The 18,765-nt window shown below is 61.3% G+C and carries 19 protein-coding genes; all 19 read right to left on the reverse strand.

Going from position 1 to position 18,765, the window contains the following annotated elements:
• Positions 1-31: 31 nt before the first annotated feature.
• The 19 genes from flhF to fliF all read right to left on the reverse strand — a co-directional run bounded on the left by flhF (position 32) and on the right by fliF (position 18,763).
• Complete coding sequence (gene flhF / locus J3Q04_RS17600) at positions 32-1,381, reverse strand: flagellar biosynthesis protein FlhF (RefSeq protein WP_420767366.1); 1,350 nt, start codon at positions 1,379-1,381, stop codon at positions 32-34.
• Positions 1,382-1,392: 11 nt separating this feature from the next.
• Entirely contained in the window at positions 1,393-3,522 is a 2,130-nt protein-coding gene (gene flhA / locus J3Q04_RS17605) for a flagellar biosynthesis protein FlhA (RefSeq protein ID WP_420767367.1), read from the reverse strand.
• A gap of 230 nt (positions 3,523-3,752) precedes the next feature.
• On the reverse strand, positions 3,753-4,889 hold the full coding sequence (gene flhB, locus J3Q04_RS17610) for a flagellar biosynthesis protein FlhB (protein ID WP_434610289.1): 1,137 nt from the start codon (positions 4,887-4,889) through the stop codon (positions 3,753-3,755).
• Between the two features lie 3 nt (positions 4,890-4,892).
• Complete coding sequence (fliR, locus tag J3Q04_RS17615; protein ID WP_420767369.1) at positions 4,893-5,675, reverse strand: flagellar biosynthetic protein FliR; 783 nt, start codon at positions 5,673-5,675, stop codon at positions 4,893-4,895.
• A gap of 2 nt (positions 5,676-5,677) precedes the next feature.
• Positions 5,678-5,947: a flagellar biosynthesis protein FliQ gene (gene fliQ / locus J3Q04_RS17620; RefSeq protein ID WP_003184009.1), complete on the reverse strand. Its 270-nt coding sequence runs from the start codon at positions 5,945-5,947 to the stop codon at positions 5,678-5,680.
• A 23-nt stretch (positions 5,948-5,970) separates the two neighbouring features.
• A complete protein-coding gene (gene fliP / locus J3Q04_RS17625; RefSeq protein WP_420767370.1) occupies positions 5,971-6,720 on the reverse strand; it encodes a flagellar type III secretion system pore protein FliP in 750 nt (249 codons plus the stop codon).
• Positions 6,720-7,157 (reverse strand): flagellar biosynthetic protein FliO, encoded by a 438-nt coding sequence (gene fliO, locus J3Q04_RS17630; RefSeq protein WP_434610286.1) that lies wholly within the window; start codon positions 7,155-7,157, stop codon positions 6,720-6,722. The genes fliP and fliO overlap by 1 nt, the downstream gene beginning before the upstream one ends.
• Positions 7,158-7,616, reverse strand: a complete 459-nt coding sequence (gene fliN / locus J3Q04_RS17635; protein WP_420767372.1) for a flagellar motor switch protein FliN — start codon at positions 7,614-7,616, stop codon at positions 7,158-7,160.
• A gap of 59 nt (positions 7,617-7,675) precedes the next feature.
• A complete protein-coding gene (fliM, locus tag J3Q04_RS17640) occupies positions 7,676-8,644 on the reverse strand; it encodes a flagellar motor switch protein FliM (RefSeq protein WP_003184019.1) in 969 nt (322 codons plus the stop codon).
• 9 nt (positions 8,645-8,653) lie between these two features.
• Complete coding sequence (gene fliL, locus J3Q04_RS17645) at positions 8,654-9,157, reverse strand: flagellar basal body-associated protein FliL (RefSeq protein ID WP_434610282.1); 504 nt, start codon at positions 9,155-9,157, stop codon at positions 8,654-8,656.
• A gap of 218 nt (positions 9,158-9,375) precedes the next feature.
• Positions 9,376-10,743 (reverse strand): flagellar hook-length control protein FliK, encoded by a 1,368-nt coding sequence (locus J3Q04_RS17650; protein WP_434610280.1) that lies wholly within the window; start codon positions 10,741-10,743, stop codon positions 9,376-9,378.
• Positions 10,744-10,828: 85 nt separating this feature from the next.
• Positions 10,829-11,173 (reverse strand): Hpt domain-containing protein, encoded by a 345-nt coding sequence (locus tag J3Q04_RS17655; RefSeq protein ID WP_434610278.1) that lies wholly within the window; start codon positions 11,171-11,173, stop codon positions 10,829-10,831.
• A 31-nt stretch (positions 11,174-11,204) separates the two neighbouring features.
• Positions 11,205-12,911, reverse strand: coding sequence for an ATP-binding SpoIIE family protein phosphatase (locus J3Q04_RS17660; RefSeq protein ID WP_434610276.1), 1,707 nt, complete (start codon positions 12,909-12,911; stop codon positions 11,205-11,207).
• A 5-nt stretch (positions 12,912-12,916) separates the two neighbouring features.
• Positions 12,917-13,222: an STAS domain-containing protein gene (locus tag J3Q04_RS17665; RefSeq protein WP_258648063.1), complete on the reverse strand. Its 306-nt coding sequence runs from the start codon at positions 13,220-13,222 to the stop codon at positions 12,917-12,919.
• Between the two features lie 102 nt (positions 13,223-13,324).
• Complete coding sequence (fliJ, locus tag J3Q04_RS17670) at positions 13,325-13,774, reverse strand: flagellar export protein FliJ (RefSeq protein WP_003184033.1); 450 nt, start codon at positions 13,772-13,774, stop codon at positions 13,325-13,327.
• 6 nt (positions 13,775-13,780) lie between these two features.
• On the reverse strand, positions 13,781-15,139 hold the full coding sequence (gene fliI, locus J3Q04_RS17675) for a flagellar protein export ATPase FliI (protein WP_420767378.1): 1,359 nt from the start codon (positions 15,137-15,139) through the stop codon (positions 13,781-13,783).
• On the reverse strand, positions 15,129-15,959 hold the full coding sequence (gene fliH, locus J3Q04_RS17680) for a flagellar assembly protein FliH (RefSeq protein ID WP_434610273.1): 831 nt from the start codon (positions 15,957-15,959) through the stop codon (positions 15,129-15,131). The genes fliI and fliH overlap by 11 nt, the downstream gene beginning before the upstream one ends.
• A 7-nt stretch (positions 15,960-15,966) precedes the next feature.
• Positions 15,967-16,986, reverse strand: a complete 1,020-nt coding sequence (gene fliG, locus J3Q04_RS17685) for a flagellar motor switch protein FliG (RefSeq protein ID WP_007958288.1) — start codon at positions 16,984-16,986, stop codon at positions 15,967-15,969.
• Positions 16,979-18,763 carry a flagellar basal-body MS-ring/collar protein FliF gene (fliF, locus tag J3Q04_RS17690; protein WP_258648065.1) on the reverse strand — a complete coding sequence of 595 codons (1,785 nt, stop codon included), beginning with the start codon at positions 18,761-18,763 and terminating at the stop codon, positions 16,979-16,981. The genes fliG and fliF overlap by 8 nt, the downstream gene beginning before the upstream one ends.
• Positions 18,764-18,765 lie beyond the last annotated feature (2 nt).

An 18,765-nucleotide genomic window follows, 5' to 3' on the forward strand; every position in this document is an offset into this window, starting at 1 on the left:
GATGTAGGTACAAAAAATATTCATGAATACCTCAGCCAACCTGCTTGGTCGGGCTGTGGTAGATATCAGCGAACATGTCAGCCATGGCTTCTTCGCTGGGTTCTTCCTGCATTTGCACACTCACGGCACGACTGACCAGTTGATGACGGCGCGGCAGATGCAAATCATCCGGGATCCGCGGCCCGTCGGTCAGGTAGGCCACCGGTAGTTCATGACCGATCGCCAGGCTCAACACCTCGCCCAGGCTTGCCGTTTCGTCCAGCTTAGTCAGGATGCAGCCGGCCAGCCCGCAGCGTTTGTAACTGTGGTATGCGGCGGTTAGAACCTGTTTCTGGCTGGTGGTTGCCAACACGAGATAATTTTTTGACTTGATGCCACGCCCGGCCAGGCTTTCCAGCTGCATGCGCAGGGCCGGATCGCTGGCTTGCAGGCCGGCGGTGTCGATCAGTACGACGCGCTTGCGCATCAGCGGTTCCAGCGCCTGGGCCAGGGATTGGCCCGGATCCACATGGGTCACCGACACATTGAGGATCCGGCCCAAGGTCTTGAGTTGCTCCTGGGCACCGATGCGGAAACTGTCCATGCTCACCAGGGCGATACTCTGGGCGCCGTACTTGAGTACATAACGGGCCGCGAGCTTGGCCAGAGTGGTGGTCTTGCCCATGCCGGCCGGGCCGACCATGGCGATTACTCCGCCCTCTTCCAGTGGCTCGACTTCCGGCGTGGCGATCATCCGCGCCAGGTGCGCCAGCAGCATGCGCCAGGCCTGGCGAGGCTCGTCGATGTCGCTGATCAATGCCAGCAGGTCGCGCGCCAGCGGGCCGGACAGGCCAATGCGTTGCAGGCGACGCCACAGGTTGGCCTGGGCCGGACGGCTGCCTTGCAGTTGGTTCCAGGCCAGCGAGCCGAGCTGGACTTCCATCAGCTCGCGCAGGCTGTTGAGTTCGAAGCGCATCGAGTCCAGGGCACGGGGATCAACGCCCGCGGCTGCGGCAACGGGTGCCGGTGCCGGACGACGCGGTTCGGCCGGCGTCGGCTCGATCAGCGGTTCGGCAGCGGTCAGCGGCAGGCCTGCGGTCAGTGGCTGGCCGGCGAACAATTGACGATTGGTGCCCGCGCTGGCCGAGCCTTCGCTGCTGCGCAGGCTCAACTCGGCCTGGGCGCTGGCGATGCGCGACTGAGTCTTGCGCAGCTCGTCCTCGAGCTCCATGTTCGGAACGCGAGGGGCCAGCGCCGACAATTTGTAGTCCAGGGCTGCCGTCAGCTCGACACCGCCGGCGATACGACGGTTGCCGATGATGGCTGCTTCAGCGCCCAGCTCGTCACGAACCAGTTTCATGGCCTGACGCATATCGGCGGCGAAAAAACGCTTCACTTGCATAAACCACTACCTCAGCCGTTGGGCCCTACTGTCGCAACGATGGTCACTTGCTTGTTGTCCGGTATTTCCTGGTACGCCAGCACATGCAGCCCCGGGACCGCGAGGCGCCCGAACCGCGAAAGCATCGCGCGAATCGGACCGGCCACCAGCAGGATCACCGGTTGGCCTTGCATCTCTTGCCGCTGGGCTGCTTCGATCAGCGAACGCTGCAGCTTCTCGGCCATGCTTGGCTCCAGCAGAACACCCTCTTCCGAGCCTTGTCCTGCCTTCTGCAGACTATTGAGCAATATCTGTTCCAACCTTGGTTCCAGAGTGATCACAGGCAGCTCAGACTCAGTGCCTACAATGCTTTGGACGATTGCGCGGGATACGCCGACCCGCACCGCAGCCACCAGAGCGGCGGTATCTTGACTCTTCGAAGCGTTGTTGGCGATCGCTTCGGCAATGCTGCGTATGTCGCGCACCGGAACCTGTTCGGCTAGCAGCGCCTGCAACACCTTGAGCAATTGGGACAACGAAACCACGCCCGGCACCAATTCTTCAGCCAGTTTCGGCGAGCCTTTGGCCAGTACTTGCAGCAGTTGCTGGACTTCTTCGTGACCGATCAGCTCGCTGGAATGCTTGTAGAGAATCTGGTTCAAGTGGGTCGCCACGACCGTGCTCGCGTCCACCACGGTATAACCGAGGGACTGGGCCTGGGCCCGCTGGCTGATTTCGATCCACACCGCTTCCAGGCCGAAAGCCGGATCCTTGGCGGTAATGCCGTTGAGCGAACCGTAGACCTGCCCTGGGTTGATCGCCAGCTCGCGGTCCGGGTAGATCTCGGCTTCCGCCAGGATCACGCCCATGAGCGTCAGGCGATAGGCGCTCGGCGCCAGGTCGAGGTTGTCGCGAATGTGGACGGTGGGCATGAGGAAGCCCAGATCCTGGGACAGCTTCTTGCGCACGCCCTTGATCCGCGCCAGCAATTGGCCGCCCTGGTTGCGATCGACCAATGGAATCAAGCGGTAGCCGACTTCCAGGCCGATCATGTCGATCGGCGTCACGTCATCCCAACCCAATTCCTTGGTTTCCATGGCACGCGCTGGCGACGGCAGCAGTTCCTGCTGGCGCTTGACCTCTTCCAGTGCCTGGACCTTCTGCACGTTCTGCTTCTTCCAGAACAGGTACGCGCCACCCGCGGCCAAGGCCGCCATGCTCAGGAAAGAAAAGTGCGGCATTCCCGGCACGAGGCCCATCACCGCCATCAGGCCGGCCGCCACGGCCAGGGCCTTGGGCGACGCGAACATCTGGCGATTGATCTGCTTGCCCATGTCTTCGGAGCCCGAAGCACGGGTCACCATGATCGCCGCCGCTGTGGATAACAACAGTGATGGCAATTGCGCCACCAAACCGTCACCGATGGTCAGCAACGCGTAGACCTTGCCGGCGTCGCCGAAAGCCATGCCGTGCTGGAAGATACCGACGGCCATGCCGCCAATCAGGTTGATGAACAGGATCAGCAGGCCGGCGATGGCGTCACCGCGGACAAACTTACTGGCACCGTCCATGGACCCGTAGAACTCGGCTTCCTGGGCTACTTCGAGACGGCGCAGCTTGGCCTGGCTCTGGTCGATCAAGCCGGCATTGAGGTCGGCGTCGATCGCCATCTGCTTGCCAGGCATCGCGTCGAGGGTGAAACGCGCGCTCACCTCGGAAATCCGCCCGGCGCCCTTGGTCACCACGACGAAGTTAATGATCATCAAGATGGCAAAGACCACGATACCGACCACGTAGTTGCCGCCGATCACCACTTCGCCGAAGGCCTGGATCACCTTACCGGCGGCCTGGTGCCCCTCGTGACCGTGAATCATCACCACCCGGGTGGACGCCACGTTCAGCGCCAGGCGCAACAGCGTCGCCACCAGCAGGATGGTCGGGAAGACGGCGAAGTCCAATGGGCGCAGGGCGTATACGCACACCAGCAGCACCACGATCGACAAGGCGAGGTTGAACGTGAAGAACACGTCCAGCAGGAACGGCGGTACCGGCAGCATCATCATGGCGAGCAGGACCAGCAGCAACAGCGGCACGCCCAGATTGCCCCTGCTGAGGTCTACGACGTTGCTGCGCGCGGTGCTGAGTAACTGAGAGCGATCCACCAATATTCCCCGTTCCTGGAAGCAAACTTTTGACGCCCGGAAGGGGCGCAGGCGGGGTATTGCAAGAAGCTTTCCAACTTTTGCGGGAGGTTGAAATAGAGGCTTTCAAGGGATGCCGACCTGTGGGAGCGAGCTTGCTCGCGATGGCGGAGGGTCAGTTTGTGCGAGCGTTGACTGGAAGACCGCTATCGCGAGCAAGCTCGCTCCCACAGGGGCTTTGGCACCTTGGTTCAGGAATCGCGGCGCAAATCCGGCGGGATGGGCAGGTCCTTGAGCGGTTCTGGCCGCTTGCCCTTGCCGGCGCGGTGCTGGCGGATCTGGTAGACGTAGGCCAGCACCTGGGCGACGGCGAGGTACAAGCCTCCTGGGATTTCCTGGTCAAGCTCGGTGGAGTAATAGATCGACCGCGCCAATGCCGGAGATTCGAGCAACATCACTTCGTTGGCGACGGCGATCTCGCGAATCTTCAACGCCAGGAAATCGCTGCCCTTGGCCAGCAGGACCGGCGCATTGCCCTTGTCGGGATCGTACTTGAGCGCGACGGCATAGTGAGTCGGGTTAGTGATGACCACGTCGGCGTCGGGAATCGCCGCCATCATCCGCCGCTGGGAAACCTCGCGCTGCAACTGGCGGATCCGCTGCTTGACCTCCGGCTTGCCCTCCGAGTCCTTGTACTCGTCGCGCACCTCCTGCTTGGTCATCATCAATTTCTGCTTGCTCTGGTAGAGCTGGATCGGCACGTCGATGGCGGCGATGAGGATCAGCCCGCAAGCCATCCACAAGGTGCTCCAGCCGACCAACTGCACGCTATGGATGATGGCTTGCTCCAGCGGCTCATGGGCGATGCGCAGCAGATCGTCGATATCGGCCTGCAACACCGCCAGCGCGACGAACAACACCAGAAGAAATTTTCCGAAAGCCTTGAGCAGTTCCATCAACGCCGTGGTGGAAAACATGCGCTTGATACCGGCGGCCGGATTCATCCGGCTGAACTTCGGTGCCAGGCTACCGGCGGCGAACAGCCATCCGCCCAGGGAAATCGGGCCGATGAAAGCCGCCAACAGCAGAAAAATGAGCACCGGTTGCATTGCAAGAATCGCGATCTTGCCCGAATGCAACAGGTACTGCGTCATAGCGCCCGGCGTGAGCAATACCTCGCGAGGCAAGGAAAAATTCAACCGCATGATTTCCAGCAGATCCAACGCCAGTCCGCCACCGTAAATCAGCAAGCCACCGGCACCGGCGAGCATGATCGCCAGGGTGTTGAGCTCCTTGGAACGGGCAATCTCGCCCTTTTCCCGGGATTGCTTCTTGCGTTTCTCGGTGGGGTCTTCTGTTTTATCCTGACCGCTTTCGCTCTCGGCCATGGTTCAGCGCGCCTGTGCCATGTCGCGTAACAGCTGCAAGGCCTGGGTGGCCAACGGCTGATACTGATTGAGAATGTCCCCCAGGCTGACCCAGAAAATCACCATGCCCAGCACCAGGGTCAGCGGGAAGCCGATGGAAAAGATGTTCAACTGCGGCGCCGCCCGGGTCATCACACCGAAGGCGATGTTGACCACCAGCAGCGCGGTAATCGCCGGCAACACCAGTACCATCGCCGCGCCGAGGACCCAGCCAAGCTTGCTGGCAATGTCCCAGAAATGATTGACCAGCATCGCGCTGCCTACCGGCAATGTGGTGAAGCTCTCCGTCAATACTTCGAACACCACCAGATGCCCGTTCATGGCGAGGAACAGCAACGTCACCAGCATCGTCAGGAACTGCCCGATAACGGCAGTGTTCACGCCGTTGGTGGGGTCGATCATCGAGGCGAACGCCATGCCCATCTGGATTGAGATGATTTGCCCGGCCACCACGAATGCCTGGAAAAACAACTGAAGCGAAAAGCCCAGCAAGGCGCCTATGAGGATCTGTTCGGCCACCAGCATCAACGCGGTGAGGTCCAGGGCGTTGACCGGCGGCATGGGCGGCAGCCCGGGGGCGATGACCACCGTAATCGCCAGGGCGAAATACAGGCGCACACGACCCGGCACCAAGGTCGTGCCGAAGACCGGCATGCTCATCAGCACGGCCGTGACACGAAACAACGGCAGGATGAACGACGCCACCCAGGTACTGATCTGGGTATCCGTCAGCGCGAGCATCGACATCGTCAGCCGATCAACTGCGGAATACTGCCGTACAACTGCAGGATGTATTCCATGAAGGTTTGCACCAGCCAGGGGCCGGCGACGATCAGCGTGACCAGCATCACCAGCAGGCGCGGCAGGAAACTCAGGGTCTGCTCGTTGATCTGCGTGGCGGCCTGGAACATCGCCACGAGCAAGCCAACCAGCAGGCTCGGGATCACCAGGATGGCCACCATCATGGTGGTCAGCCAGAGGGCCTCGCGGAACAGGTCTACCGCTACTTCAGGCGTCATATCGTGCTACCCGCGTGAGAGGTCTAAACACCGCCGAAACTGCCCGCCAGGGTGCCGATGATCAACGCCCAGCCATCCACCAGCACGAACAGCATGATCTTGAATGGCAGCGAAATGATCAGCGGCGACAACATCATCATGCCCATGGCCATGAGGATACTGGCGACCACCAGGTCGATGATCAGGAACGGGATGAATATCATGAAACCGATCTGGAAGGCGGTCTTGAGCTCGGAGGTCACGAACGCCGGCACCAGGATGGTCAATGGCGCCTGGTCGGGGCTGGCAATGTCGGTGCGTTTGGACAGGCGCATGAACAGCTCCAGGTCGCTGCTGCGGGTCTGGGCGAGCATGAAATCCTTGATCGGCACCTGGGCCCTGGCCACGGCATCCTGGGCGCTGAGGGTTTCCGCCAGATAGGGTTGCAGCGCGTCCTGGTTCACCCGGTCGAACACCGGCGCCATGATGAACATGGTCAGGAACAGCGCCATGCCGGTGAGGATCTGGTTCGACGGCGTCTGTTGCAGGCCAAGGGCCTGGCGCAAGATCGAAAAGACGATGATGATCCGGGTGAAACTGGTCATCAGCATGACGAACGCCGGGATGAAACTCAGCGCGGTCATGATCAGCAGGATCTGCAAGCTGACCGAGTATTCCTGTGCCCCTTCGGCGTTGGTGCCCAAGGTGATCGCAGGGATCGACAGCGGGTCGGCGGAGAACGCCAACGGCGCGGCCAGCATCAGGGCCAACGCCAAGAGAATGCGCAACGGCATTACTTTTTATCCTTTTGGTCTTTTCCCAGCAGTTCCATGAGCCGTTGGGCAAACTCGGGCGTGGCCTGCTCCGTGACCGGCACCTGCACCGGTTCCTTCAGGACATGCAGCGCAGTGATGCTGCCAGGACTCAGGCCGAGCAGGATCTGCTCGGTGCCGACCTGCACCAGCACCAGCCGATCCCGTGGCCCCAGCGCGCGGGAACCGACAATGTCGATGACCTGCCCTTTGCCGGCGGGCCCCGCCTGCTGAACGCGTCGCAGCATCCACGCCAGGAAGAAAATCAACCCGAGCACCACCAGCAGGCCCAGCACCAGTTGCGCCAGTTGCCCGGCCATGCCGCTGCCACTCGCCGGCGCAACGGCAGCCGTGGCCACCGGCTCGGCTGCCAGAACACTGAACGGCAGCATCAGGGCTGCGGCGAGAAAGCCTTTCATTCAGCGCAGCTTCTTGATGCGTTCGCTCGGGCTGATCACGTCCGTCAGGCGAATGCCGAACTTCTCGTTGACCACAACCACTTCGCCATGGGCGATCAGGGTGCCGTTGACCAACACATCCAGCGGCTCACCGGCCAGGCGATCCAGCTCGATCACCGAGCCTTGGTTGAGCTGCAGCAAGTTGCGGATGTTGATGTCGGTGCTGCCCACTTCCATGGAGATCGACACCGGGATGTCGAGGATCACGTCCAGGTTGGGACCGTCGAGCGTCACTTGTTCGTTGCTTTTCGGCACGCTGCCGAATTCTTCCATTTGCAAGCGGTTGGAACCATGGTTGCCTGTGTCAGCCGCCAGCAATGCATCGATGTCTGCCTGCCCGGCATCGCCGGTTTCTTCCAGGGCCGCAGCCCACTCATCGGCCAGCGCCTGGTCATCCTGGGTATTCATATCGTCAGCCATCATGTTTCCTCGGCGGGCAAAAATCGGTTAAAAACCAAAACTTAAGAAGTTGACACCGCTCAGCGGCGTTCGATCGGCTCGATCACCTGCAACGCCAGGTTGCCTTTGTGAGAGCCCATCTTGACCTTGAAGGCCGGCACGCCATTGGCGCGCATGATCATGTCTTCCGGCATTTCGACGGGGATGATATCCCCCGGCTGCATGTGCAGGATGTCCCGCAATCGTAGCTGGCGCCGGGCGACCGTCGCGCCGATCGGCACGTCGACATCCAGCACGTCCTGGCGCAAGGCGTTGATCCAACGCTCGTCCTGGTCGTCGAGGTCCGACTGGAAACCGGCGTCGAGCATTTCACGCACCGGCTCGATCATCGAATACGGCATGGTCACGTGCAGGTCGCCGCCACCCCCATCGAGCTCGATGTGGAACGTCGAGACGACAATGGCTTCGCTTGGGCCGACGATGTTGGCCATCGCCGGGTTCACTTCCGAGTTGATGTACTCGAAATTCACTTCCATGATCGCCTGCCAAGCTTCCTTCAAATCGACGAAAGCCTGCTCCAGCACCATGCGCACGACACGCAGTTCGGTCGGTGTGAATTCGCGACCTTCGATCTTGGCGTGACGACCGTCGCCGCCGAAGAAGTTGTCCACCAACTTGAACACCAGCTTGGCGTCGAGGATGAACAATGCCGTGCCACGCAGCGGCTTGATCTTCACCAGATTGAGGCTGGTGGGCACGTACAGCGAATGAACATATTCGCCGAATTTCATCACCTGCACGCCACCCACGGCCACGTCGGCCGAGCGGCGCAGCATGTTGAACATACTGATGCGGGTGTATCGGGCGAAACGCTCGTTGATCATTTCCAGGGTCGGCATGCGTCCACGAACGATGCGATCCTGGCTGGTCAGGTCGTAGCTTTTGACGCTGCCCGGTTCAGCAGCGTTTTCGGTCTGCACCAGGCCGTCGTCGACACCGTGCAACAGCGCGTCGATTTCGTCCTGGGACAACAAGTCCTGCACGGCCATGTCGTGTTCCTACTGCAATACGAAGTTAGTGAAGAGCAACTGTTCGATCACCACTTTGCCGAGTTCTTTCTGGGCCACTTCCTGCACGCTGGCCGTGGCTTTCTGACGCAGCATTTCCTGGCCCACCGGAGTGGCCAGGGTGTCGAAACTCTGTCCGGAAAACAGCATCACCAGATTATTGCGAATCAGCGGCATGTGTACACGCAACGCTTCCAGGTCGGCCTGGTTGCGCCCCAGCAAGGTAATGCTCACCTGCATGTAGCGCTGACGACCGTTCTGGGTGTAGTTGGCGACGAAGGCCGGGGCCATCGGCTCGAAAACCGCTGGCTGCTTGCCCACCGGAGCAGCTTCCACCGCCTCGGCCGGCTTGCTCTGGGCGTTGTGCATGAAATACCAGGTCGCCCCCACGGACACGCCCACGGCCAGGAGCAAGCCCACCACGATCAGGATGATCATCTTGAGTTTGCCTTTGGTTGCGGGGTCTTTTCCAGCTGCTGCTTCGCTCTTCGCCATGCCAATAATCCGTCGTTAATCGGGGGTTCACTGTTGCATGGCTAGGCTGGAGCAAGTGTTATGCCAGAAGAGAAACGATGGTCGACGCAATTTCGAGAACACCCTAAACCATTATGGGAGCGAGCTTGCTCGCGACGCCGGTTTTTCAGCCACCGTTGCAGGTGACTGATCCATCGTTATCGCGAGCCAGCTCGCTCCCACAAGGTTAATGCGTTGAATCAGGCGTAATAATCGACCGCGCTGGTGCCAATGACGCTGGTGGTGCTGGCCGCCACTTCGGCAACGCTGGCCGGCACCTCTTCATCCAGCGAGTCAACTCGGCCGCCGGAGGACGTGGTGCGTCCAGCCTGGGCTTGCTGCTGGGCCTGTTGATCCTGGTTCTGCGAGCCACGGGATTGATCCGACACGCTGACGTCGACCTGCCCCATTCCCTGCTGGGCGAAACTGTCACGCAGACGATGCATCTGGCCCTCAAGGGCTTCGCGCACGCCTGAGTGGGCGCTCATGAAGGTCACCTGGGTCTGCTGGTCTGGAATCATGTTCACCCGAATATCCAGGCGTCCGAGCTCGGCCGGTTGCAACTGGATGTCCGCCGCCTTGAGATTGGCGCTCGACAAGTACATCACCCGGTTGACCACCTCCTCGGTCCAGCCGCCCTGGTTCATGGCGATGGGCTGATTGACCGGCACCGCGTTGGCGGTTTTCGGTGTGGCGGCCTGGGTCAGTGCCGCCAGGCGGTTGGCAAAGTCATCCACGCGCGTATCGCTGGAAGCGGCCGTCAGATCCTTGAGGCCTTCGCTGATCAGGCCACTGAACGCCTTGTCACCCCCCTGGCTGCCGGCACCGGTGCTGTCCTGGTCGGCTTGCACGGTGAGCATGCTCGCCATACCGGCGGCGAACGTCTGGGCCGAAGTCGGCTCACCATCGAGAGACGCCGGCGCAGCGGTCTTGGACTGCGCCTGGCTGGAAGCGGACACGTGGCCGCTCTGCTCCATCGCCAACCGCAACGCCGGTAGTGCGTCGAGCGGATCGGCCTGCGGGTCGAACTCCGGGTCCGTCACCGGCGCCGAGGCATTGGCCGCCACACTCGGAGCAACGGGAGCCGCTACCGCCGCAGTGACTTGGGCCTCGATCGTAGGCACCACGGGAGCAGGCTGCGCCTCAGCGACGCCCTCTGGAATAACGGTGCCCGGCAACAACGCAGGGTCCAGCGTCGGATCGACAGGCGCGGCATCCGCTACGGGCGTTTCTGGCGCATCGCTGTCGGCATCATCCGCCGTCTTGCTGCCGGCAGTGGTCGGCTTGTCGGCGGGCAAGGGTTTGCCGCTATCGGCAACCGCCGGCTCCGGAGCGGCAGTATCGCTGCCCGCGTCCTTCTTGGCGACATTGTCGGCGGTCTTGTCGCGCACCGGTTTTGCCGATGGCTCAGGCACCGCCGGTGATTTGACGGGTGCCTGCTTGGCGAAGACCTGGGCGAAGCTGGAGGCTCTGTTCTCGGCGTCCGGACCTGCTGCCAGTGGATTGACGGCGGCCTGCGGCTTGGCCTGGGCGGTGGCCTGGAGCAGTGTGTTGGGTGTAACGGGCATAAGATGGTCTCCGCTGCACTGGAATCATAGATGCAGTTGAGACAGGGCAATGCAAGGGACGGGCCAATGAAGCAAACGGGATGCTTCAGCAGTGAAAGCTTTCGCGCTCTTCTCGACAAAGCGTACGAACGTGAGCGAATTCGCTATCGATTTCATTGACCAGGCTCTCGATACCGTGCAGCGACGGCTCCTTGGCACGCTGCTCCAGCTCACCACACAGCTCGGCCAGGCGAATGGCGCCCATGTTGCTGCTGCTGCCCTTGAAGCTATGGGCAGTAGCACTGAGCATTTGCGCGTCCCTCGCCTCGTGCAGTACACGAAGGCGGGCTTCGGAATCCTTGAGGAAAGTATCCAACAGCTCCGGATACCCGTCCTCCATGACTTCCTTCAACGTGCTCAGCACGTCGAGATCCAGATGAACTTCGTTCACTTGTTCGCTCCCTGATCAAGAATGGCCCCGATTATGACAGAGCCTCCCAGAAAAACTCCACGCGCGCACTACGACCATCGTCGGACCAGGAGGCCTGATGACAGAGTTGGCGCACCAGGCTCACGCCGCGCCCAGACAATCGATCCCGGTCCAGCGGCCGCGCCAACACCTTGGCGACATCGAAGCCCTTTCCGCTGTCTTCGACTTCAATGATTAGTCTGCCACCGTCGCCCTGGGGCGTGACGTGCAGATGCACCCGCACGTGACCATCGTCCAGCTTGTCCAGACGCGCGCCGCGCTCCTGATAGTAACGAGCAAAACCGGTCGCATCACGCTTCAGGCTGGAGTCGAGCCCCAGCACCCCGTGTTCCAGGGCGTTGGAATAAAGCTCCGACAACACGTTGTATAGTGCTCCACTCTGCGCCCTTAGCCCGTGGACCTCCAACAATAATTGCAGCAGGTAAGGCATCGGGTTGAAGCGCTTGAGTGTTTGCGCGCGGAATTCGAAACTCAACGACCAATCCAGCGGGCTGGACTGGCCACTATCGGAATAGACCGGTGGCGGCGGGTTGAGTTGCGTCGGCGCGACCAGCCGCACCTCGACCATGCTGAAGTCATCACGGGCCTCACCGCGAAAATCCCGCAAGGCTTGCTGGATATCCTCGAAGAGACGGTCGGGTTCGCGGTTGGCCGAGAACACCTGCTGCAACCGCTCCACGCCAAACGGTTGATCATCGTGGTCGCTGGTTTCTATCACTCCGTCGGACAACAGGAAGACCCGATCACCCACCGACAGCGAGTGGACCTCGGTGCGATCGTCGAACAACTGGGGCGTCAGCACACCCAGCGGCAAGTGCCGCGCCGGCAACGGCGTGCGCACGCCACTGAGGCTGTCGTGCAGATACCCGTCAGGCATGCCGCCATTCCAGACCTCGACGGTGCAGCGCTGGAAACTCATGCTTAACAGCGTCGCGCAACAGAACATATCCACCGGCAGGATGCGCTTGAGCTTGGCATTCATCTCCCGCAGGATCTGCGCCAGGCCATAACCTTTGGCAGTCATCCCGTAGAACACTTCCGCCAGCGGCATCGCGCCGACCGCCGCCGGCAGGCCGTGCCCGGTAAAATCGCCGAGCAGGATATGCATGTCGCCGGCCGGGTTGAACGCGGCCAGCAGCAAGTCGCCGTTGAACAAGGCATAAGGTGATTGCAGATAACGGATATTCGGCGCGCTCAGGCAACCGGAGTGGGCAATCTTGTCGAACACGGCCTTGGCGACCCGCTGCTCATTGAGAAGGTAATCGTGGTGTCGGGCGATCTGGTCGCGCTGCTCGACCACCGTGGCCTGCAACCGACGCAAGCGGTCCATGGCCTTGATTTTCGCAGCCAGGATGACTTGGTTATAGGGTTTCGCCAGGAAGTCATCCCCACCGGCCTCAAGGCATCGGGCGAGCCCTTCGCTTTCGGTCAATGAGGTGAGGAAAATGATCGGGACCAACTGATCCCCGGCCAATTGCTTGATTTTTTGCGCCGCTTCGAAGCCATCCATGACCGGCATCATCGCGTCCATCAGCACAAGATGAGGACGCTGCTCCAGATAGACGTCGACCGCCTCGGCGCCATCGGCGGCGGTGAGCACGTGGTGCCCCTGGCGACGGACAATGGTCGACAACAGCAGTCGGTCCGCGGCGCTGTCTTCGGCAATCAGGATCGTCAGCGGCTCCGGCGACGATTGCATGGCGATCAACTGATATCGAACAGCTTGTCGAAATTGGAAATCGCGAGGATTTTCTTGACGTCGCTGCTGCTGTTGACGACGCGGATATCCGATTCGTCGCCACCGGCATGGTCACGCAACAGCAGGAGCATGCCCAAGGCAGAGCTATCTAGGTAAGTGGCCTCTTTCAGATCCACCACGATGGACTCGGGTTTCGTGTTGAGCTTTTCATAGGACTCACGAAACTCCTGATGCCGGCCAAAATCGAAGCGGCCCTTGATCGAGATCGTCAGTTTTTGCCCATCAGGAGATACTTCGGTAACGACAGACATATTCACTTCCTTGTCGTGGACATACGTGTACAAGGTTTAGCACCTGGTAGAGGTCTGAGCAAGGTTTCAAATCGCCTGCCCGACAAAACTCTACCGCCAATATCAATACGGGTCCTGGCGCGGCAAGCGCTGGGACAATTCATCCAGCAGTTTCTGCTCACGCTTATCCTCCAATTGCCGCGCCTCGTCGATGTAACGCTGTACCAGTTTGCGCAGCCCCTCGACTCGGGCGAACGCTTCCTGCCAACTCTGGCGAGCCTTCTCGAGATTGTTCTGGTGCCAGACCAGGCTTTGGCGCTGCTGATCGATGGCGGTGCCCAATTGCGCCAGGAACCCCTGGTAACCCAACAACCACTGTCCGGAAACGCCGTGACTGCCACGGGCAATCCACTGTTCCTGGTATTCCAGACGAAAATTCTCCAGGTCAGCCAGCTTGCTTTCAGCAACAGCCACTTGCCCCTGGAAATACGCCAACCGCTGTACAGCGGTTTTCTCAGCCTTTTCCGCCATGTCCACCACCGGTGCCAGGCGCGCCGCACGACTCGTGGCCATGATCGGTTACGTGCCGGAGACTGGGGCGAAAATGGTTTGCAGGTGCGCTTCGCTGGCGCCCATGCCGATGCTGTCATTCAGCGCCTGGCGCAGATACACCGCCATGGCCGGATAGAGGTTGATGGCCGTGTCGGTTTCGCGATCGCCGCCAGGCACATAGGCACCTACGCTGATCAGGTCGCGACTCTGCTGGTAACGGGACCAGTACTGCTTGAACTGTTGCGCCCGCTTCATGTGCTCGGGGCTGATCACCGATGGCATGACCCGGCTGATCGACGCTTCGATGTCGATGGCGGGGTAATGTCCTTCTTCCGCCAGACGCCGGGACAATACGATATGGCCGTCGAGCACACCACGGGCCGAGTCGGCGATCGGATCCTGTTGGTCGTCGCCCTCGGACAGCACGGTGTAGAACGCGGTGATGGAGCCACCGCCCTTCTCCGCGTTTCCGGCGCGTTCCACCAATTTCGGCAGCTTGGCGAAGACTGAAGGCGGATACCCTTTGGTCGCCGGAGGTTCGCCGATGGCCAGGGCGATTTCCCGCTGGGCCTGGGCGAAACGGGTCAGTGAGTCCATCAGCAACAGGACATTCTTGCCCTTGTCGCGGAAATATTCAGCGATACGCGTGCAGTACATGGCGGCACGCAGGCGCATCAATGGCGCATCGTCCGCCGGCGAAGCCACCACCACGGAACGTTTGAGCCCTTCTTCGCCGAGGATGTGCTCGATGAATTCCTTCACCTCGCGACCCCGCTCGCCGATCAAGCCCACCACGATGATGTCGGCTTCGGTAAAGCGGGTCATCATGCCCAGCAGCACACTCTTGCCCACACCAGTACCGGCGAACAGGCCCAGGCGCTGGCCGCGTCCAACCGTCAACAAACCGTTGATGCAACGAATGCCCACGTCCAGCGGTACGCTGATGGGGTCGCGCTTGAGCGGGTTGATCGTCGGGCCATCCATCGGCACCCAATCTTCAGCCTTCATACCGCCCTTGCCGTCCAGGGCCCGTCCAGCGCCATCCAGCACCCGGCCGAGCATGCTCATGCCCATGGGCAGGCGACCGGTATCGGCCAGCGGTACCACGCGGGCACCCGGGGCGATGCCGGCGACACTGCCCACCGGCATCAGGAATACCTTGCTGCCGGAGAAACCCATGACCTCGGCTTCGACCTGCACCGGGTGATAACTGTCATCGTTGATCACCAGGCAACGACTGCCCATGGCGGCACGCAAGCCTTCCGCCTCAAGGGTCAGGCCGACCATACGCAGCAGGCGACCTTCCAGGATCGGTTGGCCGGCCAGCTCGGTGGCCTCGGCGTAGCTGCCCAGGCGCTTGCCAAAGCTGGTTCGCTCAAGGCGCATCGCGGCTGTCCGTTGCGCCAACAAGCGGTTCGTCACCGTCCGGATCGACGATGACAGCGGCCTTGGGTTCGTCCGGCAGATCCAGGCTGAGGTCGGCCGGAGCCGGATGCAGGGCCTGTTCGTGCAGTTGGTCAAAGAGTTTCGCCATGATCTGGCTGATGCGCGTCTCGATTGTCGCGTCGATGCGGCTGTGCTCGGTTTCTACGCGGCAACCGCCCGGCAGCAGGGACTCGTCCTCGACGATGCGCCAGGTTTCCTCGTGGCGCTCGCGCAGGGCCTTCACCAGTTCGAAGTCCTGAGGATTGATGTACAGCCGCACGTTGCCCACGCCCAGCGGCAGCAGCTTGAGGGCTTCGCGCATGACGTGTTCGATCTGGCTCGAATCGATCGCCAGCTCGCGCTGGATCACTTGGCGGGTGATGTGCTGCACCAGCCCGACCAATGACTTTTCGATCTGGGTGTCCTGCTCGGCGATGGGCTCGAACAGATTGAGCATCAGTGATTCCAACGCACGTAGCTTCGCCGTCAGCGCCACGTCGGCTTCCTGGCGAACCTTGATCGTCGTGCTGTGGAAACCTTCTTTCTCGCCAATGGCGAAGCCTTCGTTGTAGGCCTCCTGACGAATGCTCTCGACTTCTTCGAGGGTCAGTGGCTGGACTTCCTCCAGCGGCACCTCCTCCATCTCCGGCAGTTCTTCCACCGGCTCCGGCTCGGGCTCGGGCACGAAGGGGTCGAAACTGGGCAGCGACCAGACGTCGAAACCTCCGACGTCCCGGGCGCGGATCAGGTCGCTGGGTGCATCATCACTCTTGGCAGACATAACGACCTTAGATCATCTCTTCGCCGCCCTTGCCACCGAGCACGATTTCTCCGGCTTCGGCCATACGGCGGGCGATGGTGAGGATTTCCTTCTGTGCGGTTTCCACGTCGCTGACGCGCACCGGGCCCTTGGCCTCGAGGTCGTCGCGCAACAGTTCGGCCGCTCGTTTGGACATGTTCTTGAAGATCTTCTCCTTGACGCCTTCGTCCGAACCCTTGAGGGCCAGGACCAGGACGTCGGAGGACACTTCGCGCAACAGAGCCTGGATACCACGATCGTCGACATCGGCCAGGTTGTTGAACACGAACATGAGGTCTTCAATCTGACCGGACAGGTCTTCGTCGACTTCGCGAATCGAGTCCATCAGTTGACCTTCGATCGAACTGTCGAGGAAGTTCATGATGTCCGCCGCGCGTTTGATACCGCCCAAGGTGGTGCGCGAGGCATTGGAGTTGCCCGAGAACTGCTTCTCGAGAATCTGGTTCAGTTCTTTCAGGGCCGCCGGCTGCACGGTGTTCAACGACGACACACGCAGGATGATATCGAGGCGAACCTTATGGTCGAAGTTGCCTAGCACTTCGCCGGCCTGGTCCGGGTCGAGGTACGCCACCACGATCGCCTGGATCTGGGGGTGTTCGTAACGGATCACGTCGGCAACCGCGCGCGGCTCCATCCACTTGAGGCTGTCCAGGCCGCTGGTGTTGCCACCCAGCAGGATCCGGTCGATCAGGCCGTTGGCCTTGTCCTCGCCCAGGGCCTGGGTGAGCATCTTGCGCACGTAGTCGTCGGAACCGACGCCCAGGCTGGTCTGGTCGCCGACGATGTCGACGAACTCGCTCATGACCTGCTCGACCTGCTCGCGATGGACATTGCCCATCTGGGCCATGGCCACGCCAACGCGCTGGACCTCTTTGGGCCCCATGTGACGCAGCACTTGGGCGGCGTCGGTCGAACCCAGGGACAGCAGCAGGATCGCGGCTTTGTCGACCCGGGACAATTTGGCAACAGCGGCTCGATTATCACTCATCTGCGTTAATCCACTCTTTCACGACCTGGGCCACACGACCCGGATCTTCTGCCACCAGACTCTTGATGGCGTTCAACTGAGCGTCGTAGCCTTCGCTCGGGCTTGGCAGCAGGATGCTCTGCGGCCCGCCGAGGCTGACGCGATCGTTGGCCAATTCGCCATCCAGGCCGCCCATGCCTCCCAGCTCTACATCGCCCAAGCCTGCCAACTGCTTGTTCTTGCCGCCACCGGTGATGTTGTTCAGCACCGGGCGCAACACGCCGAATACCAGTATCAGGATGAACAACACACCCAATACTTGCTTGACCACATCCCAGAACCAGGGTTGCGAATAAAACGGAATGTCGGCGATTTCTTCACCGCGCTCCAGGGAGAACGGCACGTTGATCACGCTGACGCTGTCGCCACGGCTGGCGTCGAAACCAACGGCGTCCTGCACCAGGCGAGTGAAGCGCGCCAATTCGTCGGCGCTCCACGGCGCGCGGCTGGTTTCGCCGTTGGCCGGGTTGATCTTGACCTGATCGTCCACGACGACGGCGACCGACAGGCGATTCAAACGGCCCTGCTGCTGCTTGGTGTGGCTGATGGAACGGTCGAGCTCGAAGTTCTTGGTGGATTGTTGACGCTTGTCGGCCGGGTACGGCGCGAGCATCGGCTGGCCGGTGGCCGGGTCCATGATCTGTTGGCCGTTGGCATCGATCAGCGGCTGGCCGGGCTGCACCATGCCCGCGGCGGCGGTGGCGCCACCGGTGGTTTGCGGCGCGCTGGCCGGCGACGGCGGCTGGTTGCTCAGGGCACCCGGCACGCCTTGCGGTCCATTGCTGGCGGTACGCTGTTCGTTCACCGACTGCTCGCTGCGCAACGCGGGTTGATCCGGGTTGAATTGCTCGGAGGTCGATTCGACCGCACTGAAATCCACGTCCGCCGAGACTTCGGCCTTGTAGCGGCCATTGCCCAGGATAGGTTGCAAGATGTTATGCACCCGCTGGGTGAACATGCCTTCCATGCGGCGGCTGTAATCGTATTGCTTGCCGGCCATGGTCAGTTCGGAGTTTTCCGCCTGGTCGGACAGCAGGTTGCCCTTCTGGTCGACCACGGTGATTTGCGACTTGCTCAGTTCGGGAACGCTGGTCGCCACCAGGTTGATGATAGCGACGACTTGGCCTGGCTCCAGGGAGCGGCCGGAATACAGTTCAACCAGTACCGAAGCACTCGGCTTGCGCTCATCGCGCACGAACACCGAGCTTTTCGGGATCGCCAAGTGCACACGGGCAGCCTTGACGTTGTTGAGGCTGGAGATGGTGCGCGCCAGTTCGCCTTCCAGGCCGCGACGATAACGAGTCGCTTCCATGAACTGGCTGGTGCCCAGGCCCTGGTCCTTGTCCAGAATCTCGAAACCGATGTTGCCATCGGTCGGTGTCACGCCAGCGGCAGCGAGCTTGAGGCGCGCGCGCGCCACGTCGTCGGCCTTGACCAGCAAGGCGCCAGAATTGGGTTCAACGGTGTAGGGAATGTCGGCAGAAGCCAGGGTTTCCATGACCTGCTTGGCGTCCATGCCTTCCAGGCTACCGTACAACGGACGGTAGTCTGGCTGCTGGGACCACAACACGACGGCGAAACCAATCGCCACGCTGGCAGCCAGGCCGACCAACAGGCCAACCTGACGCAGCATGGTCATCTCGGAGAGGTTTTCCAGGAAAGACAGACCGAACAACGGCGGTTTGCCGTCTACCGGAGTGGCCTTGGCTGGAACGTTATCAACGGCTGCTTCTGCCATGA

This window comes from Pseudomonas sp. D4-21, assembly GCF_051132125.1.
Classification (GTDB): domain Bacteria; phylum Pseudomonadota; class Gammaproteobacteria; order Pseudomonadales; family Pseudomonadaceae; genus Aquipseudomonas.